17 protein-coding genes and 2 tRNA genes are annotated in these 22,006 nt (G+C 71.4%); 11 read left to right on the top strand and 8 right to left on the bottom strand.

Features of this window, described 5'->3' with window-relative positions; genetic code table 11:
• Window positions 1-82 precede the first annotated feature (82 nt).
• The gene (locus tag EV382_RS20705) at window positions 83-1,390 is read right to left on the bottom strand and encodes a zinc-dependent metalloprotease (RefSeq protein ID WP_165435837.1); all 1,308 of its coding nucleotides are present in this window, start codon (window positions 1,388-1,390) and stop codon (window positions 83-85) included.
• A gap of 115 nt (window positions 1,391-1,505) precedes the next feature.
• On the opposite strand from EV382_RS20705, the gene EV382_RS20700 reads away from it, so the two are divergent.
• The 6 genes from EV382_RS20700 to EV382_RS20675 all read left to right on the top strand — a co-directional run bounded on the left by EV382_RS20700 (window position 1,506) and on the right by EV382_RS20675 (window position 7,587).
• A complete protein-coding gene (locus EV382_RS20700) occupies window positions 1,506-2,519 on the top strand; it encodes a YlbL family protein (RefSeq protein WP_208758463.1) in 1,014 nt (337 codons plus the stop codon).
• A gap of 90 nt (window positions 2,520-2,609) precedes the next feature.
• Window positions 2,610-5,594, top strand: coding sequence for a UPF0182 family membrane protein (locus EV382_RS20695; RefSeq protein ID WP_208758462.1), 2,985 nt, complete (start codon window positions 2,610-2,612; stop codon window positions 5,592-5,594).
• A 192-nt stretch (window positions 5,595-5,786) separates the two neighbouring features.
• Entirely contained in the window at window positions 5,787-6,296 is a 510-nt protein-coding gene (locus EV382_RS20690) for a SigE family RNA polymerase sigma factor (RefSeq protein ID WP_130404321.1), read from the top strand.
• A complete protein-coding gene (locus EV382_RS20685) occupies window positions 6,286-7,215 on the top strand; it encodes a hypothetical protein (RefSeq protein ID WP_130404319.1) in 930 nt (309 codons plus the stop codon). The genes EV382_RS20690 and EV382_RS20685 overlap by 11 nt, the downstream gene beginning before the upstream one ends.
• Before the next feature lie 88 nt (window positions 7,216-7,303).
• Window positions 7,304-7,377, top strand: a tRNA-Met gene (locus EV382_RS20680).
• A gap of 136 nt (window positions 7,378-7,513) precedes the next feature.
• Window positions 7,514-7,587: transfer RNA gene (locus EV382_RS20675), tRNA-Met, on the top strand.
• Between the two features lie 120 nt (window positions 7,588-7,707).
• Here the strand turns inward: EV382_RS20675 and EV382_RS20670 are convergent.
• Window positions 7,708-11,319 carry a S8 family serine peptidase gene (locus tag EV382_RS20670; RefSeq protein WP_208758461.1) on the bottom strand — a complete coding sequence of 1,204 codons (3,612 nt, stop codon included), beginning with the start codon at window positions 11,317-11,319 and terminating at the stop codon, window positions 7,708-7,710.
• A gap of 343 nt (window positions 11,320-11,662) precedes the next feature.
• Between EV382_RS20670 and EV382_RS20665 the strand changes: the two genes are divergently transcribed.
• Window positions 11,663-11,911, top strand: coding sequence for a hypothetical protein (locus EV382_RS20665; RefSeq protein WP_130404315.1), 249 nt, complete (start codon window positions 11,663-11,665; stop codon window positions 11,909-11,911).
• Between the two features lie 58 nt (window positions 11,912-11,969).
• Here the strand turns inward: EV382_RS20665 and EV382_RS20660 are convergent, their stop codons facing one another.
• A complete protein-coding gene (locus tag EV382_RS20660; RefSeq protein ID WP_130404313.1) occupies window positions 11,970-13,289 on the bottom strand; it encodes an ABC transporter substrate-binding protein in 1,320 nt (439 codons plus the stop codon).
• Window positions 13,290-13,427: 138 nt separating this feature from the next.
• Between EV382_RS20660 and EV382_RS20655 the strand changes: the two genes are divergently transcribed.
• Window positions 13,428-14,261, top strand: coding sequence for a phosphoribosylaminoimidazolesuccinocarboxamide synthase (locus EV382_RS20655; RefSeq protein WP_130404311.1), 834 nt, complete (start codon window positions 13,428-13,430; stop codon window positions 14,259-14,261).
• Between the two features lie 3 nt (window positions 14,262-14,264).
• On the opposite strand, the gene glpK is transcribed toward EV382_RS20655, so the two are convergent.
• Entirely contained in the window at window positions 14,265-15,749 is a 1,485-nt protein-coding gene (glpK, locus tag EV382_RS20650; RefSeq protein ID WP_130404309.1) for a glycerol kinase GlpK, read from the bottom strand.
• A gap of 103 nt (window positions 15,750-15,852) precedes the next feature.
• Between glpK and EV382_RS20645 the strand changes: the two genes are divergently transcribed.
• Window positions 15,853-16,791, top strand: a complete 939-nt coding sequence (locus tag EV382_RS20645) for a ribose-phosphate diphosphokinase (protein WP_130404307.1) — start codon at window positions 15,853-15,855, stop codon at window positions 16,789-16,791.
• A gap of 279 nt (window positions 16,792-17,070) precedes the next feature.
• On the opposite strand, the gene EV382_RS20630 is transcribed toward EV382_RS20645, so the two are convergent.
• The gene (locus EV382_RS20630) at window positions 17,071-17,526 is read right to left on the bottom strand and encodes an ATP-binding protein (protein ID WP_130404305.1); all 456 of its coding nucleotides are present in this window, start codon (window positions 17,524-17,526) and stop codon (window positions 17,071-17,073) included.
• Between the two features lie 121 nt (window positions 17,527-17,647).
• Here EV382_RS20630 and macS point away from each other — a divergent pair, with 121 nt between their 5' ends.
• Both macS and EV382_RS20620 read left to right on the top strand, forming a co-directional pair.
• The gene (gene macS, locus EV382_RS20625; RefSeq protein WP_130404303.1) at window positions 17,648-18,781 is read left to right on the top strand and encodes a MacS family sensor histidine kinase; all 1,134 of its coding nucleotides are present in this window, start codon (window positions 17,648-17,650) and stop codon (window positions 18,779-18,781) included.
• A 14-nt stretch (window positions 18,782-18,795) separates the two neighbouring features.
• On the top strand, window positions 18,796-19,449 hold the full coding sequence (locus EV382_RS20620; protein ID WP_130409045.1) for a response regulator: 654 nt from the start codon (window positions 18,796-18,798) through the stop codon (window positions 19,447-19,449).
• A 23-nt stretch (window positions 19,450-19,472) separates the two neighbouring features.
• Here the strand turns inward: EV382_RS20620 and EV382_RS33830 are convergent, their stop codons facing one another.
• From EV382_RS33830 to EV382_RS20605, 3 genes are all read right to left on the bottom strand, one after another.
• Window positions 19,473-20,045, bottom strand: a complete 573-nt coding sequence (locus EV382_RS33830; protein WP_130404301.1) for a DUF5709 domain-containing protein — start codon at window positions 20,043-20,045, stop codon at window positions 19,473-19,475.
• An 89-nt stretch (window positions 20,046-20,134) separates the two neighbouring features.
• Window positions 20,135-20,884, bottom strand: coding sequence for an ATP-binding protein (locus EV382_RS20610; protein ID WP_244236771.1), 750 nt, complete (start codon window positions 20,882-20,884; stop codon window positions 20,135-20,137).
• A 59-nt stretch (window positions 20,885-20,943) separates the two neighbouring features.
• Window positions 20,944-21,942 (bottom strand): SDR family oxidoreductase, encoded by a 999-nt coding sequence (locus EV382_RS20605; protein WP_130404297.1) that lies wholly within the window; start codon window positions 21,940-21,942, stop codon window positions 20,944-20,946.
• Between the last annotated feature and the right edge of the window lie 64 nt (window positions 21,943-22,006).

Here is a 22,006-nt window from a genome sequence, read left to right as displayed (position 1 = left end):
GCCGTCGGTACTGCCGAACGCGCCCGGGTGCCCGCCGTCGATCATGCGGGCACCCGGGGCGCAGGCCGTCGATGTGCGGGCGTCAGGACCTGGCGTCGCCCTCGCCGTCGGCCTCGCCCGACTGACCCGACTGACCGGGCTCGCCGGGGGCCTTCTCCTCCACCCCGCCGGGGGCGGTGAAGTCGAAGCTGTCCAGCTCGCTGAGGTCCATGTCGTTCATCGCGAAGGCGACCGGGTCGGCGAAGTCGTCGTCGGACGGGAGCAGGTCCGGGTGGCCCCAGACCGCGTCGCGGCCCTCGATGCCACGGTGCTCGCTGAGCGCGGCCCAGAGCGCAGCGGCCTCGCGCAGTCTGCGGGGGCGCAGTTCCAGGCCGACCAGCGCGGCGAAGGTCTGCTCGGCGGGACCGCCGGCGGCCCGGCGACGGCGGAACGCCTCGCCCAGCCGGACGACGTTGGGCAGCCGGTCGCTGGCGGCGCTGTCCACGACGTGGCACACCCAGCCTTCGACCAGGGCGAGCGCGGTCTCCAGCCGGGCCAGGGAGGCCTTCTGCGCCGGGGTGTCCTCCGGCGTGAAGATGCCCTCCAGTGCGATCGCCTGCATCGACTCGGGGTCGGTCGGGTCGACCCGGCCCATCGCCTCCTCGATCGCCTCCCGGTTGACCCGGATGCCCGAGGCGTACATCTCGACCGCGCTGAGCACGTGCCCACGCAGCCACGGGACGTGTTGGAACAGCCGCTGGTGGGCGGCCTCGCGCAGCGCCACGTAGAGGCGGACCTCGTCCTCGGGCAGCTCCAGGCCCTCGCCGTACGCCCGGATGTTGGCCGGGATCAGCGCGGCGGTGCCGGCCGGGCCGAGCGGGAGCCCGATGTCGCCGGCGGAGAGCACCTCCGCGGCGAGCGAACCGAGGGCCTGGCCCAGTTGGCCGCCGAAGAGCGCACCACCGAGGGAGGCCACCATCGACTGCATCGGGCCGAGCTGGGCGCGGGCCTCCGGTGGCACCAGGTCGCCCATCGCGCCGACCATCCGGCTGGCGACCGGGTCGCACAGCTTGCGCCACACGTCCAGCGTCTTGAAGATCCACTCGTTGCGGTTCCAGGCAACCGGGTTCTGGATGCCGGACGGCCACGCCGAGGCGGGCTCCAACCACAGGTCGGCCAGGCGCAGCGCCTCTTCGACCGCGTTGCGTTCGTACATCGACACCGCCGGGTCACCGGCGGCCGCGAGTTGGCTGGCGGCTACCTGCCGGGCCAGGTCCCAGTTGACCGGCCCGCTGCCCGGCGCGGAGAGCAGGTGCTGCAACTGCGACATGAACTGCTGCATCTGCGCGGGATCGTTGGGGTCTGGTGGCTGCCCACCCGGGAGCGCGAAACCGAACGGAATATCAGGCACGACACCTACGGTACGCGGACCGCGCCCCAGGTCGCCGCCGCTGGCGTTGCGCTGAGGGCGAAGTCGCGTGGCGCATCCGGCGGGTGATCCGGACCCGGTCGGTACGCTCTGCGGCATGAGACGTCGCGGCCTGACGGTCCTGCTCGGTGCCCTGTTCACCGCCCTGCTGAGCATCGGGGTGCTCCGGGTGCCGATTCCGTACGTGGTGCTGGGCCCTGGTCCGACGGTCAACACCCTCGGTACGGCCGACGGTAAGGAGGTCATCCAGGTCACCGGTCGGGAGACCTCGACCTCGGCCGGTCAGCTGCGGTTGACCACGGTGGGGGTGCAGCCCACGGTGCGGTTGCGAGGAGCGATCGCGGGCTGGTTCTCCGACGACGAGGCGGTGGTGCCGCGCGAACTGGTCTACCCGCCGGGGGAGTCGACGGAGCAGGTCGAGCAGCGCAATGCCGAGGACTTCAAGGCGTCGCAGACCAGCGCGGAGACCGCCGCGCTGCGGAAGTTGGGCTTTCCGGTGCAGGTGGTGATCAAGACGGTGGCCGGGGACGGCCCGGCGGTCGGGGCGCTGAAGGCCGGTGATCTGATCACCTCGGTCGACGGCCAGCCGGTGCCGGTGGCCGCGAAGGTCACCGAGCTGGTGCGGGCCAAGCCCGCCGGCACGGCGTTGACCATCGGCTACACCCGCGACGGCGTGCCGGCCACCGCGACGGTGACCAGTCAGGAGCGCGACGGCCGGCCGCGGATCGGTGTCGAGATCGACCAGCAGCAGCCGCACCCGTTCACGCTCGGCATCGACCTGGGGGACATCGGTGGGCCGAGCGCCGGTCTGATGTTCGCCCTGGGGATCGTGGACAAGTTGACGCCGGCGGACCTCACCGGCGGCCAGGTCATCGCCGGCACCGGCACGATCGACGACGAGGGCGTCGTCGGCCCGATCGGCGGGATCGCCCAGAAGCTGGTCGGCGCCAAGCGCGCCGGGGCGAAGGTCTTCCTGGTCCCGGCGGACAACTGCGCCGAGGCGGTCCGCAATCCGCAGCCCGACCTGCCGCTGTTGCGGGTGGGTTCGTTGGACGAGGCGATGACCGCTCTGGAGACGTTGCGCGCGGGCGGTCAGCCGACTCGTTGCTGACCGGTGTGACCGTGTCCCGACACGCTCAGGAACACCCCGTACTCTGGGTGCCTGGTCGGAGCCGATCATATCGAGCGTGCGGAGCTAACAGTGGTCATGCGTAGCAGCAGCCCCCTCCCGAGAATGAGCCGGCGCGGGCGCGTCACCATCGCTGTCCTGGTCGGGGTGTTCGTGCTCTTCACCCTGCTCGGCTGGGGTGTCCAGGCGTGGACCGACTGGCTCTGGTTCGAGGAGGTCCGCTACACCGAGGTCTTCACCGGTGTCCTGCTCACCCGGCTGGTGCTCTTCCTCGCCGTCGGCCTCGGCATGGCGGTGGTCGTCGGTGGCAACCTGTGGCTGGCGTACCGGTTGCGCCCGCGACTGCGTCCGCACTCGGTGGAGCAGGCGACCCTGGAGCGCTACCGGATGGTGCTCAGCCCGCGCCTCGGCACCTGGATCGCGCTGACCGCCGCGGTGGTCGGGCTCTTCGCCGGTCTCTCCGCGCAGAACCGGTGGAACCAGTGGCTGCTCTTCCGCAACGGCGGTGACTTCGGCATCAAGGACCCGGAGTTCGGCGTCGACATCGGCTTCTACGTCTTCCAACTGCCGTTCTGGCGGTACCTGCTCGGGGTCGCGTTCACCGCGGTGGTGCTGGCCGTGATCGGCGCGCTGGCGGTGCACTACCTCTTCGGTGGGGTTCGCCTACAGGGCGTCGGCGACCGGATGAGCAACGCGGCCCGCGCGCACCTGAGCACCCTGGTCGCCGTCTTCGTGCTGTTGAAGGCGATCGCGTACGTGTTGGACCGGCGGGCGATGCTGCTGGAGTACAACGAGGGCGCCAAGTTGTACGGCGCCGGCTACGCCGACGTGAACGCGTTGCTGCCGGCGAAGGAGATCCTCGCCTACATCTCGATCGTGGTGGCGATCGCGATCATCGTGTTCTCCAACGCCTGGATGCGGAACCTGGTCTGGCCGGGGATCTCGCTGGCGTTGCTCGGCGTGTCCGCGGTCGCCATCGGCGGCATCTACCCGTGGGCGGTGCAGACCTTCGAGGTCAAGCCGAGCGCCAAGGACAAGGAAGCGCCGTACATCCAGCGCAGCATCGACGCGACGCGGGCGGCGTTCGGGTTGGCGGCCACCAAGACGACCCCGTACGCGGCGAACAACCTCACCCCACCGGGGAACCTGGCCACCGACACCTCGGTGGTGTCGAACGTGCGGCTGCTCGACCCGCAGTTGGTCAGCGAGACGTACACCCAGCTTCAGCAGGTGCGTGGCTTCTACGACTTCGGCCCGAAGCTGGACATCGACCGGTACGGGGTGAACGGCAAGGTCTCCGACTACGTGGTCGGCGTCCGGGAGATCAACTACGGCGAGTTGACCGATCAGCAGAACACCTGGATCAACCGGCACACCGTCTACACCCACGGGTACGGGCTGGTGGCCGCCCCGGCCAACCAGGTGGTCTGCGGTGGGCAGCCGTTCTTCGTCTCCGGCTTCCTCGGCGAGAAGACCCAGGAGGCGTGCTCCTCGCAGACCGAGCAGATCCCGGCGAAGCAGCCGCGCATCTACTACGGCGAGCGGATGGCGGCCGACGACTACGCCATCGTCGGGCAGTCCGACCCGAACAAGAAGGCCGAGTTCGACCGGCCGGTCGGTGACGGCGGCGGCGAGTCCTACACCTACACCGGTGAGGGCGGTGTGGAGATCGGCTCCTTCACCCGGCGACTGCTGTACGCCATCAAGGAGCAGGAGTCGAACTTCCTGCTCTCCGAGGCGGTCAACAAGGACTCCAAGCTGCTCTACGTCCGCAACCCGCGCGACCGGGTGGAGAAGGTGGCGCCGTTCCTCACCCTGGACGGCGACCCGTACCCGGCGGTTGTCGACGGTCGGGTGCAGTGGATCGTGGACGGCTACACCACGGCGGCTTCCTACCCGTACGCCGAGAAGGTCAATCTGCAGACCGAGACCACCGACGAGTTGACCAACCGGGGCACCTTCCAGCTGGCCCGCGAGGACGTCAACTACATGCGCAACTCGGTGAAGGCCACCGTCGACGCGTACGACGGCACGGTGAAGCTCTACGAGTACGACGACACCGACCCGGTGCTCAAGGCGTGGAACAAGGCGTTCGGCGGTGACCTGGTGCTGCCGAAGGCGGAGATCCCGGTCGAGTTGAGCGAGCACCTGCGCTACCCGGCGGACATGTTCAAGGTGCAGCGCAACCTGCTCACCAAGTTCCACGTGACCAACCCGGGCGACTTCTACTCCGCGCAGGACTTCTGGCAGGTGCCCAACGTGCCGGACGCCCCGGACAGCGGTCAGAAGCAGCCGCCGTACTACCTGTTCACCCAGTTCCCGGGGCAGGACAGCCCGCGCTTCCAGCTCACCTCGGCGGTCACCCCGAACGGCCGGCAGAACCTCGCTGCGCTGATCTCCGGGTCGTACATCGACGGGCAGCCCCGGCTGGAGGTGCTGGAGTTGCCGGATCAGACGCGGATCTCCGGCCCGGTGCAGGTGCACCAGCAGATGACCAACAACGCCAACATCCGCCAGCAGCTCAACCTGCTCTCCAGCAACCAGGCGCAGGTGCAGTACGGCAACCTGCTCTCGTTGCCCTTCGCCGACGGCATGCTCTACGTCGAGCCGGTCTACGTGAAGAGCAACCAGCAGGACGCGTACCCGCTGTTGCAGAAGGTGCTGCTCTCGTACGGTGACGGTGGCTCCTTCGTGGCGCTCGCCGACAACATCAACGACGGCATCAAGCAGTTGGTCGAGCAGGGCAAGAAGGCCGGGCAGGGCACGTCGCCGCCCCCGACGACCGGGGGTAACCCGACGACGCCGACGCCGACGCCGTCGGGGACGCCGACGCCGACGGCGACCCCGAGCGCCGGCACCCCACCGCCGGCTGGTGACCTGGCTGCCGCCGCGGACCGGGTGCAGACCGCGATCACCGAGGTCCGGGCCGCGCAGACGTCGGGCGACTTCGAGCGGTACGGGCGTGCGCTGAAGGCGTTGGACGAGGCGCTCACGGCGTTCCAGCAGGCGCAGCAGGCCGCCGGTGGGTCGGGTGCCAGCCCGAGCGCTGGCGGCTGACCCGACACCGCACGGAGTTCCCGCACCGAGCCCCCGTCGTCCGGACCGCGTCAGGTCCGTACGACGGGGGCTCGGCCGTGTCCTGATCTGTGCGCGTCTGTCACCTCACCGACAGCAGCCACCAACCCCGCAACCTGCGACGACGCTCCGCCGTCCTCATTGCGACGGGGTGGGAACGAGGGGGTGGCGACCGTGCGGGACGCGCAGAGCTTCGATGACTTCTACCGCAGTACCGCGCGACGGATGGTGCGGTACGGCTATGCGGTCGCTGGCGACCACAGCGAGGCGCAGGACCTGGTGCAGGAGGCGTACACCCGGGCCTGGCGGCAGTGGGGGCGGCTGTCGTCGCATCCCGCACCCGAGGCGTGGTTGCGGCTCGTGGTGGCCCGGTTGGCGACCGACCGTTGGCGACGTCTGCACCGTTGGCGGGCGGTGCTCAGCCGTACCGGACCGCCGGCGGTCGCACCCCCGCCGAGCGAGGACGGGGTGCTCCTGGTCGGAGCGCTCCGGCAGTTGCCCGCCACGCACCGGCAGGCGCTGGCCCTGCACTACCTCTTCGACATGTCCGTCGAGGAGATCGCCCGGGAGACCGACGTTCCGGTCGGCACCGTGAAGTCCTGGCTGTCCCGAGGTCGGTCCCGGCTGGCCGCGCTGCTGCCCGACCTCTGCGTCGTGGAGTTGGAGGCGAACGATGTCAGTTGAACTCTCTGACCTGTACCGGTCGCTCAGCACTGTCGCGGACGGCCATGAGCTGGCGCACCCCGAGTCGCTTCGTCGGTTCGCCGACCGGCGGGCCCGAGCCCGGGTCGTCGGCTCGACGCTCGCGGTGGCGCTGGTCGTGGGCGGGGTGGCCGTCGGTGCCCGACTGGCGTATCCGGCGGACGGCTCCGCGCCGCTGCCGCCGCCCGCCGACACCCCTGGCCCGGTGCCGACCGGGTCGCCTGCCCTGCCGTCACCCACCCCACCCCCGGCGTCGACGCCTTCGACCCCGCCGCCGAATACCACCCCGAGCGGTACGTCGTCGCGGTCGGCCACCGGCGCGACGGCACCTCAGCCGCCCACCTCGATCCCGGACCGCGCGTTCTTCGTGCTGGCCGCCCCGAACCGGACCGGGTTGGAGTCCCGGATGGAGGGCCCGGCGCTGCCGACGCTCTGCGGAACGCGTCTGCCCAGCGACTCGGCGACGGTTCAGCGCCGTGGCCGGTACCTGGCGTACAAGTTCCCGGAGACGCCGACGGGGAACGTGCCGGATGGCAGCTACCGGCACACCATCACCATCTACCGGTCGGGCCGCGCCGACGACGCGTTGCGGGAGCTGCGGCGGGCGGTGCGCGGCTGCCCCGACCAGGAACTGCCCGACGACAGCAGGACGTGGCGACAGCGGCTGTTGACGTCCGGGGGGTACGGGGACGAGTCGGTGCTGTTCGAGATGCGGGCGCCGATGCCGGACGGGATGGGCGAACCGGGCACGGACGAGGTTCGGCTGGTCCGGGTGGTCCGGATCGGCGATGTGGTGACGGTGCTCTGGGAGCAGGGTTGGGAGCACACGGCGGCCGTTCGGTCCCAGGTCGACGCGGACAGCCGACGGGCGGTGGCGGCGATCGAGAAGTGGCTCGACTGACAGCGGCCCAGGTCAGGGGCGTTGGTGAGTGCGGTATCGGCGTCGCTTTGCGGTGCCCCGGGTCGGTGCGCTACGGTTATCGAGCCGACGCGGGGTGGAGCAGCTCGGTAGCTCGCTGGGCTCATAACCCAGAGGTCGCAGGTTCAAATCCTGTCCCCGCTACGAGAGAAAGCCCGTCCCCGGATCTCCGGGGGCGGGCTTTCGGCATTCTTCGGCATCGCCGGCTCGGGGCGCCCGCAGCGGTTGCCGACCCCGGTGATCATCGCCCAGGACGGCTGGGTTAGTCTTTAACAGTCGACGCGGGGTGGAGCAGCTCGGTAGCTCGCTGGGCTCATAACCCAGAGGTCGCAGGTTCAAATCCTGTCCCCGCTACAACTGAAAGTGATATGAGTCCGGCCCCCACGATGTGGGGGCCGGACTTTTTGCTGCCCGTGCCGGGTGAAGGGCCACGACGGGGCCGGTGCCGTAACGGCACCGGCCCCATCGCTGCTGCTACTTCAGGCCGAAGGCCCGGGTGACGGTCTGGGTGACGCTGCCGCCGTTGCGCTGCGTGGCGGTGACCCGGATGGACACGAAGTCCGCCCGGTTCGGCGCGTTCAGAGACGCCCGCCAGGCGCCCTTCTTCTCCTTCACGTCCTGCCGCTGCCAGGTCGCGCCGTCGTCGTAGGAGACCTCCATCTTCACCGAGGAGACCGCGTCCTGAGCAGCGGTGCTGCCCGTCACCACGGGAATGATGGAGAACTCGCTGTGGCGCTTCGCCTGACCGGCGAGGTCCACCTCCGTCTCGTAGTCCAGCTGGACCAGCGGAATGGCCTGAATCTCAGGGCCAGCCTTGGAGGTGAAGCTCCACTCGGTGCGCGTGGCGGTCGAGTACGGGCCGAGCTCCGGAAGGCCCGAGGTGTCGACGACCAGTCGGTACGGCAGCGTCTCCGCGGCCAGACCGCTCGCATCCAGCCAGGGGAAGAATCCACTGCTCCGGGCGATCTCCTTGTTGCCCTGGTAGAGGACGCTCTGCGGCGGCTGAGCGGTGGCGCCGCCGTGCGCGGCACCCCCGTCGCTGTACCCCCCGATGGTGGCGCTCATCCAGACGTCACCCCGGACCAGGCTGTCGTTCTTGAGCAGGCGGGGGCGGATCACAGGCCCGAACCAGCGATCCTTCTGGACGCTGCCCGGCTGGTAGGACATCACCTCGGTGTACGAGGCCAGCATGAGTTCGATGTCGACCCGCTGCTGCCACTTGATGTCGCTGCTGGCGGTTACCCAGTCGGTACGGGGTCCCGGGGAGACCGGCTCGGCCGGGAACGCGGGCGCGGCCGCGTAGGCGTACGGCGGGAAGTCCAGCCGCTTCTCCTCTGCCTTCTGCCCCGCAGGCGGGGAGAAGGTCAGGTCGATTCGGGCGAGGTCGCGGGGGTCGGTCTTGGCGGAGGGATCGTTGGGCACCCGGCCCCGGTGCTGGTCGAGAAGGTCGTAGAGGTACCGCGGCGCGGGGTGGGCCTCCACGGCCAGCCGTACCGACTTGCGACCGGCGGCGGCGACCTTCTGAATCAGCCGCTCGCCCTCGTCCGAGAGGAGGCTGGCGACCGGGATCGGGCCGGTCGTCACCACGTCAGGGTTGCCGTACCAGTCGTTCGTGCGGCCGTTTCCTGCACTGACCACGAGGAGCATCGCCGCGCCGGCGGCGTGTGCCGCGGCAGCCTGATCCGTGGGGGCCACCGAGTCGTTGCTGCGGACGACCACCGCCTTGCCCCGTGCGGACAGTTGGGCGTAGTCACCCTTCGCGCCGTTGCCGGCGAAGACAGCGTCCAGCCGCGTGGTGCCGTCCGGCAGGGCCGGGGTTCCCGGCTGGAGCAGTGGTTCACTGAGGCGGCGGCCGTCGTAGCTGATCTCCAGCGGAGTCTGCTTGGCCCGGATCCGGGTGGCGAAGATGAAGCTGCCCTTCTTCACCTTCTCGGTGGGTAGCGCCCAGAGGCTGTCGTAGGCGGCGCTGGGGAAGGTCCTGGTGAGCAGGGCGGTCGAGTCGCTGGGCGACGGTTCGGTCGAGGTGAAGGAGCGGTGGACGTCGATCCTGCTGTTGGCGATCGTGGTCGCCTGGGCGGTCGCCACCTTCACCTCGCGGGCCTTCGACGCGTCGAGGGTGACGACCCGGTCGGCCGTCAACTCCACCTCAGGAGCGCTCAGCATCGCCAGGCCGAGCGAGTGCGGACCGTTGCGCCCCTCCACGTCCACCGTGGTGACCAGGCTGTACGTGCCGGGAACCAGCCGGGCGTCGAGCTCGCCGTTCAGAGTCCACATGTACTGGAAGCCACCATCGGCGCTGAGGATCTCGACCTCGCCGTTCGCGGGTCGGCCGGCACGGTCCTTCAGGCGGAGGGAGAGTGCGTACTTCCTGGGCTCGACGGAGACCCCGACGGCGGTGTGCACCTCACCGGCCGCCGAGCGCGCCTTGACCTGTGCGGAGTGCTGGCCCTGCGTGAGGCCCTTCGGGTCCACCACGACGTCGACCGTCGAGGTTCCGCGCGCGGGCACGGTGACGCGGTTGGCGCCCGCCGTGAACGTCTGTGCGGGGTAGGCACCGCGGTCGACCGAGATCTCCAGGGTGACCGGCTTGGCGGTGGTGTTGGTGTAGGTGATCTTCCGCTTGATCGGCTGCGGAGTCGTGCCCGCCGCCCACTTGACGAGCCCGGCGTCGACCGACCCCGTCGCGATGATCTGATCCTGGTCGTACGCGGCGGCGACGTCCAACCGACCACTGCCGGCCTGGTAGGCGTTGTAGTCGGGGGTGCGGACGCTGGTGCTCATCAGCGCGTCCTTGATCTGCTGCGGGGTCCAGGTCGGGTGCTTCTGCACCAGCAGGGCGGCTGCCCCGGCGACGTGCGGGGCCGCCATCGAGGTGCCACTGTTCTCGACGTAGTAACCCGTGCTGAAGGGGTCGTACTGGGAGCGGGCCGCCAGCACGTTGACGCCGGGAGCGGTCAGGTCGGGCTTGAGGCCCTCGTCGTTCAGCCGCGGCCCGCCGCTGGAGAAGATGGCCAGGTGATCGGCGGCGTCCACCGCGCCGACGGTGAGCGCGGCGTCCGCGGTGCCCGGTGCGCCGAGGGTGGACGGGTCGTTGCCGTTGTTGCCGGCGGCGACGACGAAGAGCGCGCCCGTCTCAGCGGTCAGCTTGTTCACGGCCTGGCTCAGTGGGTCGTTCTGGGTGTGCCACGCGCTCACACCCAGGCTCATGTTGATCACCTTGGCGTGTTCGGTCCGGGCTGCCCACTCCATGCCCGCGACGATTCCCGAGATCGACCCGTTGCCGTTCTCGTCGAGGACTTTGCCGATCACCAGATCGGCCTCGGGGGCGACGCCCCGCTCCTTGCCGCCGGAGGCGGCGCCCGTCCCGGCGACGGTGGAGGCGGTGTGGGTGCCGTGCCCGTTGTGGTCGGAGGCGTCCTGGCCGGGGATGAAGCTCCGTGACGCCACGATCTGGTTCGCGAAATCGGGGTGTTCGGCGTCCACGCCGCCGTCCAGGACGGCGACCCGGACACCCTTGCCGGTGCCGCCCGCAGCCCAGGCTGCGGGGGCGCCGATCTGCGCGGTGGTGTCGGCGAGGGTGGCCTTCGCCTTGCCGTCGAGCCAGACCGTGTCGACACCGGCCGTGAAGGAGGGTGCCGCGGTGGCGGCGCTGCGGCTGGTCGCCGACCCGGCACCGCCGGTGAGGCCCGACCAGAAGTGCGCGGCCTCCGACCGGCGGGTGCGGATCGCCTCACCATGGACGGAGGAGAGCTCCATCGTGGTCTGCGCGCCCGGCAGCGTGGAGCCGGCCCGGAGCTTCGCCGAACCCGCCGCGCGGGTGACGATCAGGGGGAGTTCGGCGGTCCGCGTGTCGTCGAAGCCCTGCGCGATGAGCTGGGTGACGTTGAAGAGCTGCTTGTCGAGTCGACCGGTGGCGAGGTACGGCATCGCCTCGTCCGGGTACACGTAGGTGTCCCCGCGCTGGGTGGAGATCCGCACCGAGCCGGTGGCGCCGGGCGCGCGCGTGACGTCCACCGTGGGGGTGGTGGTGCCCCCGGTGCCCGGGGTCACCGTCACCCGGTCGCCGGTGATCAGCGTGACCGTCACGGGGGTGCGGTCCGCGCTGCCTGTCCGGGGCGGTGACGATGGCGGTGGCGCGGGAGGTGTGGTGGCGCCGTGGGCCGCCGTGGGGGTGCTCAGGAGAGCGGCGACGAGGGTGACGCCGACCGCTGCCGCCGCAGATCTCCGGGTACGAGAGATCCATGGCGGGTGTGCGAAGTTGACCATGAACTGGATCCGATCATGGCCCAGGATTCATGTAAAGATCATCTTCGTGGCCGGGATGTTTCGAAGCTGTTGCGTGTCGGCTGGAGTCCTCCGGCGGATCTCGGTCCCGTGATTCGGCGTGGACCGACGTGCCGAGGTTGCGTCCCTCGGCGAGGATGGGCACATGTCTTCATTCGGTAAGTGGTGGGGCCGTCTGAGCGCGGTCTTCGGTGCGGTCGTACTGGCGGTCTTCGTGCCGGTCGCGGCCTGGGCGTCCACGGGCACCGGCGAAATCGTGGTGGAGGCCGCCCGGCGGCGCGGCCGCGGCGGCTTCGGGTTTCTCTCGCTGCTCTGCTGCCTGGTGGTGGTCGCGATCATTGTGTTCCTGGTGCTGCGTCTGACCCGCAACCGCCGGGGTGGCCCGCCGCGCTGACCCGGGCCGACGGCACCGACGGGTCACCGGCGACCGGCCGCGGGCCGGCCGCCGGTGCTCACACCGTCAGGGCCGCGATGGCCTGCGACAGGAAGCGCGCGGTGGCCTCCCGGGTGCCGTCACGCTTGACGCGGATGCGCTCGGCGGCGGTCACCAGCAGGGTGCGCACCTTGGCGTGCCCCCTGGGCGGCGGCGCCGGTGCCGGCCCGAGCTGGTCGGCGATGCTGGCGCCGAACACGGCGGCACGCCGCTGGGCCGGGTCGGTGATGCTGCCCTCGGCGTAGCGGCGCACCGAGACACTGGCGTTCAACCCACGCTCGTGACCGAGGACGGCACCAACCTCACCATTGGTGGTCAGAAAGTTGATCACGTCGGCGACCGCCTCCGGGTGGCGGGTGCCCCGGAACGCCGCCCAGTACATCGACGCCCGCGCCCACTGAGCCCCCGCCGGGCCGGGGACGCCGACGATGCCCAACTCGGACTCGGTCAGTCGTTGCAGCTCCGGCAGTTGGTGCGACCAGGCGAAGGACGCGGCGGTCACCCCGTTCACCACCAGTTGCCGGGCCGGCTCGCCGCTGTCAGCCTGCTCAACCAGGGCCGCGCTCGGCGTGGCGCGGGACCGGCGGGCCCGCTGCCACAGCTCGAACCAGGCGATCAGCTCGTCCGCACCGAAGCCGAGCTGGTTGCCCCGGTAGAACTCACCGCCCTGTGACCGTAGCCAGAGCCAGAGCGCCCGGTAGTCGCCCGACCCGTCCATGGTGCCCGCCACCCGTCCGTCGCTGGCCTCGGTGACCTGCGCGGCCCAGGACAGGTAGTCCGGCCAGGTCATCCCGGCGCGGGGCTCCGGCATGTGCAGGTCCCGCAGCAGGTCCCGGTTGAACACCACGGCGGCGTGGGTCTGCCCGGCGGCGACCGCCATCGTCCGCCCGTCCACCGTGCCGTAACGGATCAGACCCTCCGGCAGGCCCCGGAGATCCACGTGGTGGTCGGTGAGATCGAGGATGACCTGACGTTGGGTGTACTCGGTCAGCATGGCGTCGTCGATCTGGATCAGGTCCGGAACGTTCCCACCGCCCGCCTGGGTGGCCAGCCGGTCGTAGTAGCCGTCGGCACCCTGCCAGGTGACCCGGAAGGTGACCCGCGGGTTGCGATCCGAGTAGAGCCGCAGCGCCTTCTCGGTGAGCTCGGCCCGTTTCGCGCTGCCCCACCAGAAGACCGACAGCTCGACAGGCCCGTCCTGGGACGAGGAGGCCGCGTCGTCGCTGCACCCCGCCAGCCCGCCCGACGCGAGCAGAGGTACGCCGAGCAGCGCGCTGAGCAGGCGGCGTCGGCCCGGGTCGGCGCCGAGGCGGTCGAGCGGGGGTCGAACAACGGGCACGGGGCTCTCCTGGAGCTACGGTGGTGGCGGTCGGACCATTCACGCAGGCAGCGCACGAGGGTGTCAACGTCCGTCCGGTCACCCTCGGCTGGGTGGTCGAATCAGGCCGCCCCCGAGACGCGTGGTGTACTAGGGCGCGTGGAACTTCTGCACTCGGGCAAGGTCCGGGACGTCTACGCCGACGGCGACGACCTGATCCTGGTGGCCTCGGACCGCATCTCGATCTACGACGTGCCGCTGCCGACGCCGATCCCGGACAAGGGTCGCCTGCTCACCGCGCTGTCGCTCTGGTGGTTCGAGCAGCTCGCCGACCTGCTGCCCAACCACGTCATCTCGGCCACCGACGTGCCCGCGGAGTTCGCCGGGCGGGCCATCCGCTGCCAGCGGCTGGACATCATCCCGGTCGAGTGCGTCGCCCGCGGTTACCTGACCGGCGGCGGCCTGCGGGAGTACGAGCGCACCGGCGCGGTCTCCGGCGTACCACTGCCGCGAGGGCTGGGCGAGGCGTCGATCCTGCCCGAGCCGATCTTCACGCCGTCGAGCAAGGCGCCGGCGGGCGAGCACGACGAGCCCATCACGTACGACGACGTGGTGGACAAGCTGGGCCAGGCCACCGCTGAGCGGCTGCGGCAGATCACCCTCGACATCTACCGGCGCGGGGCCGAGTTGGCCGCCGACCGGGGCATCCTGATCGCCGACACCAAGATCGAGCTGGGTTGGGCGCCGGACGGCACCCTGGTCCTCGCCGACGAGCTGCTCACCTCCGACTCGTCGCGGTTCTGGCCCGCCGAGTCGTACCAGCCGGGGCGGGTGCAGTTCTCCTACGACAAGCAGTACGTGCGGGACTGGGCCACCGGCAGCGGCTGGGACAAGCAGCCCCCCGCCCCGGACGTGCCGGCCGAGGTGGTCGAGGCGACCCGGGCCCGCTACGTCGACGTCTACGAGAAGCTCACCGGCAACCGCTGGGAGTAACGCTCAGTCCACCCAGTCCAGGGTGCGCTGGACGGCCTTGTGCCACTGGCGCAGCTCCTGCTCGCGCAGCTCGGGGGCCATGGTCGGCTCCCACTGCGCGTCGGAGCGCCACTGTGCCCGCAGGGTGGCCAGGTCCGGCCAGAAGCCGACCGCCAGACCGGCGGCGTACGCAGCACCCAGGCAGGTGGTCTCGGTGATCCGGGAACGGACCACCGGCACGTCGAGCACGTCGGCGAGGAACTGCATCAGCAGACCGTTGGCGGTCATGCCGCCGTCAACCCGGAGTCGACGCAGCGCCACGTCGGAGTCGGCGTTCATCGCGTCGACCACCTCGCGGGTCTGCCACGCCGACGCCTCCAGGACCGCACGGGCCAGGTGCCCCTTGGTGATGTAGCCGGTCAGACCGGCGATCACCCCACGGGCGTCGCTACGCCAGTGCGGAGCGAACAGGCCGGAGAACGCCGGCACCACGTAGCAGCCGCCGTTGTCGTCCACGGTGCGGGCCAACTCCTCCACCTCGGCGGCCGTGGAGATCAACCCGAGGTTGTCCCGCAGCCACTGCACCAGTGAACCGGTGACCGCGATGGCGCCCTCCAGGGCGTACGCCGGTGGTTGGTCCTTGATCCGGTAGGCGACCGTGGTGAGCAGGCCGTGCGTCGACGGCACCGGGCTGGCACCGGTGTTGAGCAGCAGGAAACTGCCGGTGCCGTAGGTGCACTTCGCCTCGCCCGGCTGGAAGCAGGTCTGCCCGAACAGGGCGGCCTGCTGGTCACCGAGCGCACTGGCCACCGGCACCCCGGCGAGCACCCCGCCGGCGGTGCCGTACACCTCGGCGGAGCAACGGATCTCCGGCAGCATCGCGGCCGGCACGCCCATCGCGTCCAGCAGCTCCGGTGCCCAGTCCAGGGTCGTGAGGTCCATCAGCATGGTCCGGCTGGCGTTGGTCACGTCGGTGACGTGTTCGCCGGTCAGCTTCCAGATCAGCCAGCTGTCCATGGTGCCGAAGAGCACCTCGCCGCGCTCGGCGCGCTCGCGCAGGCCGTCGACCTCGTCGAGCAGCCAGCGCAGCTTCGGGCCGGCGAAGTAGGTGGCCAGCGGCAGGCCCGTACGGGCCCGGAACCGCTCCTCGCCGTACGCCGAGGCCAGCTCGCGCAGCAGCGGCCCGGTCCGGGTGTCCTGCCAGACGATGGCGTTGGCCACCGGGCGGCCGGTGGCCCGGTCCCAGACGACAGTGGTCTCCCGCTGGTTGGTGATGCCGACGGCGGCCAACCCGGACGCGTCGGTGCCGGCGGCCCGTAGCGCCTCGGCGACCACCTGCTGAACGTTGTTCCAGATCTCCTCGGCGTCGTGCTCGACCCAACCCGGTCGGGGGAAGATCTGCCGGTGCTCGCGCTGGGCCACGGCGACGATGTCCCCGGCCTGGTCGAAGACGATGCACCGCGAGGAGGTGGTGCCCTGGTCGATGGCGGCGACGTACTGGGGGGTCACCCGCAGCACCGTACCCGGACGGGCGGCGCGGTGCGACCGGCGTCACGCTGGGTTCCGGCCCACCACCGGGCGCGGGCGTCCGCTTCGCCTACGATGTGCGAACGTGCGCGACATCGCCGTATTCAGTGGAACTGCCCATCCCGACCTGGCTGCCGAAATCTGCGCCCACCTGGGGGTGCCGCTGCACCCGGTGCGGGTCTCCCGGTTCGCGAACGACTGTCTGGAAGTCCAGTTGCAGGCCAACTGCCGCGAGCGGGACGTCTTCCTGATCCAGCCGCTGGTGCCGCCGGTGCAGGAGCACCTGGTCGAGCTGCTCCTGATGATCGACGCCGCCCGGGGGGCTTCCGCCGGTCGGATCACGGTGGTGCTGCCGCACTACGCGTACGCCCGATCGGACAAGAAGGACGCGCCGCGGATCTCGATCGGTGCCCGGCTCGTCGCCGATCTGCTCACCTCGGCCGGGGCCGACCGGGTGCTCGCGATGACCCTGCACTCGCCGCAGGTGCACGGCTTCTTCAGCGTCCCGGTGGATCACCTGCACGCGCTGCGGGAGTTGGCCACGCACTTCCGGCGCTACGACCTCAGCAACACCGTTGTGGTCTCGCCCGACCTGGGCAACGCCAAGGAGGCCGCCGCTTTCGCCCGGCTGCTCGGCACACCGGTCGCGGCCGGGGCGAAGCAGCGGTTCAGCGACGACCTGGTCAAGATCAGCGCGGTGATCGGCGACGTGACCGACCGGGACGTCATCGTGTTGGACGACGAGATCGCCAAGGGCAGCACGGTGATCGAGTTGATGGAGCATCTGCGTGGCCTGAAGGTCCGGTCGATCCGGCTCGCCTGCACGCACGGCCTCTTCTCCAGTGACGCGTTGCGGCGGCTCAGCAACCAGGAAGGCGTCCTGGAGATCGTCTGCACCAACACGGTGCCCATTCCGGCCGGCAAGCGGGTCCCCAAGCTGCAGGTCCTGTCGGTGGCCCCCGCCCTGGCCGAGGCGATGCGCCGGATCCACAACGGGGAGTCCGTCTCCGCGCTGTTCTCCTAACCCCGCCCGCCCCCGCTCCGCCCGCTCCGCCCGCTCCGCCCGCTCCGCCCGCTCCACCCGCCCCGCCTCCGCCCGCCCCCGCCCGCTCCACCCGGTCGATCATGGACTTATGGTGCCTGTTTTGGTGCCATGCAAGGACTTTGTCCCCCACCACAACTCCATGATCGACCGGGTGGGGGAGGGCGGACGGCGCGGGCGGGTGGGCGCGGCGGGCGGCGCGGGCGGAGCGGGGGCGGGCGGAGCGGGGGCGGGCGGGTGGGCGCGGCGGGGTGGGGTGGGTCAGCGCGGGGTGTGGTTGGGGGCGGTGAGGCTGGTGGTGATGCGGACGGTGGTGCCGGCGGTGCCGGTGACGACCTCCATCGCGTCGCTCAGTTCGCGGGCCAGCCAGAGGCCCCAGCCACCGGCGGTGTCCGGGGCCGGCCGGCTGCGGTCGCCCAGCCGTTGCGGGCTGATCCCGTGCCCGTGGTCGGAGACCTCGCAGACCAGCGCACCCGACTCCTGCCAGAGCCGCAGCCAGCCCCGCCCGCCGCCGTGCCGCACCGCGTTGGTGATCAGTTCGTTGATCGCGAGCACGAAGTCGTCGAGCCCCTGGCCGGTGAGGCCCGAGGCATGCGCGCAGGAGGTGACCGAGTGTCGAATCTCGGTCACCTGGGCCTGGTCGAAGGCTTCGGTGATCAGGAGGGCAGGTTCGATGGGCACAACCGTACGCGGTGCGTGCGGCTCGGCGTTCGTCATGGGCCCGTCCCGGCGGCGGATCTCGGAGTATTTCGCGGCTTTTCCACCGTACGTCAGGGTTTCTCGAATCGCACTCGCTGCTCACCGGGCGGCGTGGCCGGGCTGTGGCATCCTGACCGCCATGCCGTCGCCGCCGCGGGGATTCGAGGTGCCGCTGTGGCGTGCGCTCACCGTGTTCAGACTGGCCTCCCTGGCGTACGTCTGCGCGCTCGCGGTGCGCGACGCCGACCGGTACGCCCACCCGTACGCCGTCGGTGCCCTGATCCTGCTGATGATCGCCTGGACCGGGGCGACCGCGATCGGGTACGCCCGGCCGGCCTGGCGGCGGTGGCCGCTGCTGCTGGCCGACCTCGGGGTGGTGGTGGCCATCGTGCTGTCCACCCCGTGGGTGGTCGGGCGGACCGCGCTCAGCCACGGCGTACCCACCCTGGGGGTGGCCTGGATGGCCGGCCCGGTGCTGGCCTGGGCCGTCTCCGGTGGCCGGCGGCGGGGCACGGTCGCCGCGCTGCTGGTCGCCGGCGCGGACCTCGCCACCCGGGAGCGGATCGGCCAGTCCTCGTTCACCGGGGTGATCCTGATGCTGCTCGCCGGGGTGGTGGTCGGGCACGTGGCCCGGCTCGCGGCGACCGCCGAGGAGCGGCTGCAACGGGCGGTGGAGTTGGAGGCCGCCACCCGGGAGCGGGAGCGGCTGGCCCGGGGCATTCACGACTCGGTTCTCCAGGTGCTGGCGCTGGTCCAACGACGCGGCGCTGACCTGCCCGGGGAGGCCGGCGAGTTGGCCCGGCTGGCCGGCGAGCAGGAGGCTGCGCTGCGGGCGCTGATCGCCGGTGGCAGCCCGACCGACGCCGGCCTCCCGGACGGCGGCGAGGCGGTGGACCTGCGAACCCTGCTCGGCCGGTACGCCTCGGCGACGGTGGCGCTCTCCGCCCCGGCCACCCCCGTGCCGCTGCCGCGACGGGTGGCCGGCGAGTTGGCCGCCGCCACCGGCGCGGCCCTGGACAACGTGGGGCGGCACGCCGGTGGGCGGGCCTGGGTGCTGATCGAGGACGAGGGGGCGACGGTGACCGTGTCGATCCGTGACGAGGGGCCGGGCATCCCGGACGGCCGGTTGGCCGAGGCGGCCGCGCAGGGTCGGCTCGGTGTGACCCAGTCGATCCGGGGGCGGGTGACCGACGTGGGTGGGACGGTGCGGATCGTGTCCGCGCCCGAGGTGGGCACCGAGATCGAGCTGAGCGTGCCGAGGTCAGCGCGGTGAACCCGATCCGGGTGATGGTGGTGGACGACCATCCGATGTGGCGGGAGGGGGTGGCCCGCGACCTGACCGAGGCCGGTTTCCTGGTGGTGGCGACCAGCGGTGAGGGGCGGCAGGCCATCCGGGTGGCCGCCGCCGCCCGGCCCGACGTCGTCGTCCTCGACCTGCAACTACCGGACATCTCCGGCGTCGAGGTGATCCTGGGTCTGCGCGCGGCGCTGCCCTCGGTGCGGGTGCTGATGCTCAGCGCCAGCGGCGAACAGCAGAGCGTCCTGGACGCGGTCAAGGCCGGGGCCACCGGTTACCTGGTGAAGTCGACAGCGCCCGCCGAGTTCCTGGAGGCGGTCCACCGCACCGCCGCCGGCGACGCGGTCTTCACCCCGGGCCTGGCCGGGCTGGTTCTCGGCGAGTACCGCCGGCTGGCCGCCGGACCGGGGCGGGGGAGCGGCACGGCCGGCGCCGTCGAACCCGCGACGCCCCAGCTCACCGAACGGGAGACCGAGGTGCTGCGGCTGGTGGCGAAGGGGATGTCGTACAAGCAGATCGCCCAGCGGCTCGGCCTGTCGCACCGCACGGTGCAGAACCACGTGCAGAACACCCTGGGCAAGCTGCAACTGCACAACCGGGTCGAGCTGACCCGGTACGCCATCGAACGCGGCCTGGACGACTGAGCGGACCTCAGGCTGAGCGGACCTCAGACCGAGCGCGGTGGTTCCGTCTCGTGGATGGCCAGTTCCTCGGCGGTCGCTCCGCCCCCGGCCGATCCGGCGTCGTACGCCACCGAGTCGGTCTCCTGGTCGGTGTGCGACCCTTCGTCCGGCTGCACCAACCGCCCCACCGTCGCGTCGGCCACCGTGCCGAGCTGACCGTGGTCGTAGAGGGAGACCGGCGAGTTCGGGTCCGAGGTCGGCCCGGGATCCATCACGTCGGCGTCCAGTTGCGCCTCCGCCGCGGCTTCCAGGTTGTCCGCCTCGAAGGCGATCTTCGGGTCGATGGTGCCGGCCAGCGGGTCGTCCGCCGGGCGCTCGTAGACCTCGCGGTCGAGCTTGTAGTCCAACGACTCACCGTCGAGCTGCTCGTCGGCGGTCGTGCCGAACCGGTCCACCGCCACCGGCGTCCGGTCGCCGGGCAGTTGGGCCGGGTCCGGGCCGTCCGCCTCGCGCCCGGTGAGGACGTCGTCGTTGGCGGTCGAGTCGTCGTCGGCGGTGTCGGGCAGCCCTTGCGCCTCGGTGTCGGACACGGGGGTCGGGTACTCGTTGTCGCGCATGTCTGATCACTACCCGCTGCCCTCCCGCCATAACCGGGCGACCTTCGGCGGTACGGCGCCGAACCGGGCGTCGACGGCGAAAAGACCCGTCAGGTGGCCTCGTCGTCGGGGTGCAGCACGCACCAGACGACCTTGCCGTCGGGTACGACACTGCTGCCCCGACGGCGGCTCATCGTGTTGATCAACAGCAGGCCCCGGCCGCCGGCCCGGGTCGGCGGGGACATCCCGACGAACGTCGGCCGACGCGGGGAGTGGTCGCGAACCGCCAGGCGCAGGGTGGTCTCGTGGGGGGCCAGCCGAACCGTCATCGGGGTCCGGGCGTGCGCCACCACGTTGTTGACCATCTCGGTGACCGCGATGCACGCCGGGTCGGCGAGCGTTGGCATCCCCCAGCGCTCGCACCCCGTGGTGACCAGCTCCCGCGCCTGGCGGGCGGCACCCACCACCGGGGCCAGGTCGACGGTGAGCACCGCCGCCAGTGGTAGCGCCGCGACCGCGGCCAGCGCGCCCTCCACCGTCGGCCAGGTCGGTACACCGGCCACCAGGATCGGCTCGACTGGCGCGGCGTCCGGGTGGGCGGCCCCGCCGACCGTCGGGTCACACAGCAGCAGATCCGCGGCGGGCCAGTCGGCGACCTCCCGGCGCACATCGGCGAAGACGCGCCGCCCGGCCGGGTCGACGACCCGCAGGCCGGTCAGGTCGGCCACCACCGGACCGGGCCGGTCCACGAGGCGGGTCAGCAGCGCGGCGCGTACCGCCTCCGCTGCGCCCGCGTCGAGCACCCCGGTCAGCCGGACCACCGCCGACGATTCGACGACTTCCACGAGACAGCTCGACATGATCGGCCTATTCTGCGCCCCAGTGACGGTCAGCGCATTCGGGCGCTCGACATCGGCCATCAGCGGTCCGCTCGGGAGCGGCGGCTGATGGCCGCCAGGGTGCCGACAGCGGTGCCGGCGGCGGCCAGACCGAACGCGGCGGTCATCCGCACCAACTGCCGCCGTCGACCATGCCAACCCCCGTCCTGCCGGGCGTTGGCGTCGGGTTGGAACACGTTGCCGCTGCTGTCGAAGCGGGCGCCGGGGCCGAACTGGGTGCGGTGGGCGTACCAGCCGAGGGTGCGCTCCATCAGCGCGGGCGCGAGCCGCCACTGCAAGCCGAGCAGCCGGGCCGCGCCACCGGCGTACGCCTCGCGGCGGGGTCGGCGCAGCAGCCGGACGATGGTCTCGGCCACCACCTCCGGCGGGTAGATCGGCGGAGGTGGCACCAACTCCCGGCCGCTGTGGTTGCCGCTGTGCCGGAAGAACGGGGTGTCGATGCTGGCCGGCAGCACGGTGCACACGGAGATCTGACCCCGACCGGTGACCCGCAGCTCCTGTCGGACGGTGTCGGCCAGCCCCCGGATGCCGTGCTTCGTGGCGTTGTACGCCGACTGGTAGGGCATGGCCACCTCGGCCAGCACCGAGGCGTTGTTGATCAGCACACCGCCACCGGCGGCGTCCAGGTACGGCAGGGCCGCCTTGAAGCCGTGCACGGCCCCGAGCAGGTTGACCTCCAGCACCCGGCGGAACTCGGCGACCGGGATCTCGTCGAACAGACCCACCGCGCTGACCGCGGCGTTGTTCACCCAGGCGTCGATCCGGCCGAACTCGGCCGCCGCCTGATCGGCCAGCCGCCGCACCGACTCCAGTTCGGTCACGTCGGTCGGTACGACCAGCGCCTGACCGCCCACCTGCCGGCAGCGCTGCGCGACCTGCCGCAGGGCGGGTTCGCTGCGGGCGGCCAACACGACGGCGGCACCCCGACGGGCCAACGCGTACGCGGTCGCCGTGCCGATGCCGCTGGACGCGCCGGTGATCACCACGGTCGAATCGGCGAGGCTGCGGGTGAGCGGCATTCCTCAGCGGTACCCGCCGCCGGACCTGGTCACACCGGCGACGGCGGGTGGATCATCGTCGAAC

Source organism: Micromonospora violae, from assembly GCF_004217135.1.
In the GTDB taxonomy this organism is placed as follows: Bacteria; Actinomycetota; Actinomycetes; order Mycobacteriales; family Micromonosporaceae; genus Micromonospora; species Micromonospora violae.
Note: the sequence above shows the minus strand (reverse complement) of the source record. Positions and strands in the feature narration are given on the sequence as shown.